Below are 3,034 nucleotides of genomic sequence, written 5' to 3'. Positions count from 1 at the left end.
AACGCCGGGTTATTCTTATTTGTCGCTTCTTTACTCGCCTTTATCGGCCTTCACTCAAGGATGTATTGTGGTTATGCGTTATATTCGCCTGTGTATTATCTCCCTGTTAGCCACCCTGCCGCTGGCGGTACACGCCAGCCCGCAGCCGCTTGAGCAAATTAAACAAAGCGAAAGCCAGCTGTCGGGCCGCGTAGGCATGATAGAAATGGATCTGGCCAGCGGCCGCACGCTGACCGCCTGGCGCGCCGATGAACGCTTTCCCATGATGAGCACCTTTAAAGTAGTGCTCTGCGGCGCAGTGCTGGCGCGGGTGGATGCCGGTGACGAACAGCTGGAGCGAAAGATCCACTATCGCCAGCAGGATCTGGTGGACTACTCGCCGGTCAGCGAAAAACACCTTGCCGACGGCATGACGGTCGGCGAACTCTGCGCCGCCGCCATTACCATGAGCGATAACAGCGCCGCCAATCTGCTGCTGGCCACCGTCGGCGGCCCCGCAGGATTGACTGCCTTTTTGCGCCAGATCGGCGACAACGTCACCCGCCTTGACCGCTGGGAAACGGAACTGAATGAGGCGCTTCCCGGCGACGCCCGCGACACCACTACCCCGGCCAGCATGGCCGCGACCCTGCGCAAGCTGCTGACCAGCCAGCGTCTGAGCGCCCGTTCGCAACGGCAGCTGCTGCAGTGGATGGTGGACGATCGGGTCGCCGGACCGTTGATCCGCTCCGTGCTGCCGGCGGGCTGGTTTATCGCCGATAAGACCGGAGCTAGCAAGCGGGGTGCGCGCGGGATTGTCGCCCTGCTTGGCCCGAATAACAAAGCAGAGCGCATTGTGGTGATTTATCTGCGGGATACGCCGGCGAGCATGGCCGAGCGAAATCAGCAAATCGCCGGGATCGGCGCGGCGCTGATCGAGCACTGGCAACGCTAACCCGGCGGTGGCCGCGCGCGTTATCCGGCCCGCAGCACCTCGCAGGCGTGCCGGGCGATATGACTGGCGGCGGCATCGGAAAGATGCCGGTCGGTAATGATGGTGGTGAACCGGGTCAAAGGTAACGCCATAAACGTGGCCACCTGATTGTATTTCGAACTGTCGCACAGCAGGATGCTTCTCGCGCTGACCTGGCTGACGGTCTCCTTGACGGTAACCTTGTTCTCATCAGGGGTGAATATCCCGCGACTGTCCCAGCCGCTGGCGGAGATAAAGGCCGTATCGATAGCCAGGTGGCGTAACGTACGCGCCGCCGATTCGCCCACGCAGGAGCGGTTCTCCCGGCACAGAGTGCCGCCGGTGTGGATCACGCCGCACTGGCTGGCATCGATCAGCAGCTGGGTTATCTCAAAATCATTGGTGACCACCTGGAGATCGTTCCGGTCGAGGATCGCCCGCGCCAGCGCCAGGGTGGTAGTCCCGGCATCCAGATAGATGCAACTGTTTTTAGCGATATGACTCGCCGCCAGCGCGCCGATCGCCTGTTTCTCCTCACTCTGCAGCGTGCTTTTCACCAGATGACTGGGTTCCGCGGCCAGCCGGCTGACGGCGCGTACGCCGCCCGAGACGCTGACCAGCAGCCCCTGCTCCTCCAGTTTACTGACGTCCCGACGGATGGTCATATGGGACACGCCGAGGATCTCCGTCAGCTCGTTAATGCTTACCGCCCCACGCTGCTCCACCAGGGCTAAAATACGCTGATGTCGTTCTATTGGAATCACCGCTCTCCCCTTACCATTTTTTCACACCAGGCGTCACCACCCAGGCTACGGCCCTGGCGACACCCGGTGTTGTTATCGCGCTTTGCCGCTGTTTTTTACGCTATTTTAGGGCAAGAATCGCCGCTGTGCAGCCTCTTTGGGGGAACCGCAGAATTCGGAAAAAATCGTACGCTAAGCTAACGGTGTTCTCGTGACAGCTCTTTGACTAGGCTTTCTAAGGCCATTCTGATAGCCCTGACTTCCTGAAAAGCCATGGCTAAAATTTGTGCGGCTAAAAGGGATAACCGATGGTAAAGTAAGTTATCCCTGTCGAGATACTGAAAAGCGTTATCCTCGTTTTTCCCAAAACTGTTTTGCCAGTTCGCTCAGAGCGCTAGTTAACTGAGCGACAGATTTCGCACTTTGCAAATTATTCTGCCCGGTCTGTACATTGGTATCAGCAGCATCGCGTATATTGATAATACTGCGGTTTATGTCTTCACTTACTGCTCCCTGCTGCTCGACCGCAGTCGCTATTTGCGCGTTCATGTCGGTAATTTCGTTAACGCGTTGGCCAATTCCATCAAGAGCTGTAGCTGCTTCCTCTGCGTGAGCTACACTCGTGTGCGCTTGCCGACTACTTTGCTCCATGACTGTAACAGCGGATTGCGCTCGCTCTTGTAGAGCGCTGATCATGCTTTGAATATCCGTTGTCGATTGCTGTGTGCGAGCAGCAAGACTGCGAACCTCATCGGCGACAACAGCAAAACCACGCCCCTGCTCACCAGCACGCGCGGCCTCAATTGCTGCGTTGAGTGCCAACAAATTCGTTTGCTCGGCGATCCCTCGTATAACGTCAAGAACTTTTGATATCTCGTTACTTTGACCTTCAAGCTCATGAATAACCTGAGTGGCTTGCCTAATTTCACCTTCAAGGGCAGTGATTGACTGGCTTGTGTGGGCTACCAGACGCTGGCCAGATGCCGTCTCAGTGTCTGCTCTTCCGGCCGCATCTGCAGCATGCTGTGCATTGCTCGCAACCTCTTGAATGCTTGCCACCATTTGGTTTACTGCCGTTGCTATTTGATCTGTCTCTGCCTGCTGCTCAACTGTAAGTACATTGCTTGACTCAATATCCTTTAGTAGGCCTCGGGTGTGTTCGCTAAGCCGATTTGATGCATCACCTATGCGACCTACTATGGCGCCTGTTTCAGCTTGCATCATTCGTAAAGCAAACTCTATTTGGCCAAACTCATCGGTGCGCCCAGTGTAGAGGGATTGACTTAATGGGTTATTGGAAATATTCCTGGCTCTTTCAACCAGTCTTCCAAGAGGAGAG

General features: G+C 56.3%; 3 protein-coding genes. 1 reads left to right on the top strand and 2 read right to left on the bottom strand.

The window, feature by feature from the left end:
- Positions 1 to 73: 73 nt before the first annotated feature.
- Positions 74 to 934 carry an extended-spectrum class A beta-lactamase SHV-12 gene (locus AB8804_RS23175; RefSeq protein WP_002904004.1) on the top strand — a complete coding sequence of 287 codons (861 nt, stop codon included), beginning with the start codon at positions 74 to 76 and terminating at the stop codon, positions 932 to 934.
- A 20-nt stretch (positions 935 to 954) separates the two neighbouring features.
- On the opposite strand, the gene AB8804_RS23170 is transcribed toward AB8804_RS23175, so the two are convergent.
- Together AB8804_RS23170 and AB8804_RS23165 are read right to left on the bottom strand one after the other, a co-directional pair.
- Complete coding sequence (locus AB8804_RS23170) at positions 955 to 1,716, bottom strand: DeoR/GlpR family DNA-binding transcription regulator (RefSeq protein ID WP_002210513.1); 762 nt, start codon at positions 1,714 to 1,716, stop codon at positions 955 to 957.
- Positions 1,717 to 2,043: 327 nt separating this feature from the next.
- The coding region (locus AB8804_RS23165; RefSeq protein WP_371190285.1) for a methyl-accepting chemotaxis protein at positions 2,044 to 3,034 on the bottom strand (991 nt) is incomplete at its 5' end.

Source organism: Enterobacter sp. KBR-315C3_2022 (assembly GCF_041399425.1).
GTDB lineage: Bacteria > Pseudomonadota > Gammaproteobacteria > Enterobacterales > Enterobacteriaceae > Enterobacter.
This window is presented reverse-complemented; position numbering and strand designations above follow the sequence as displayed.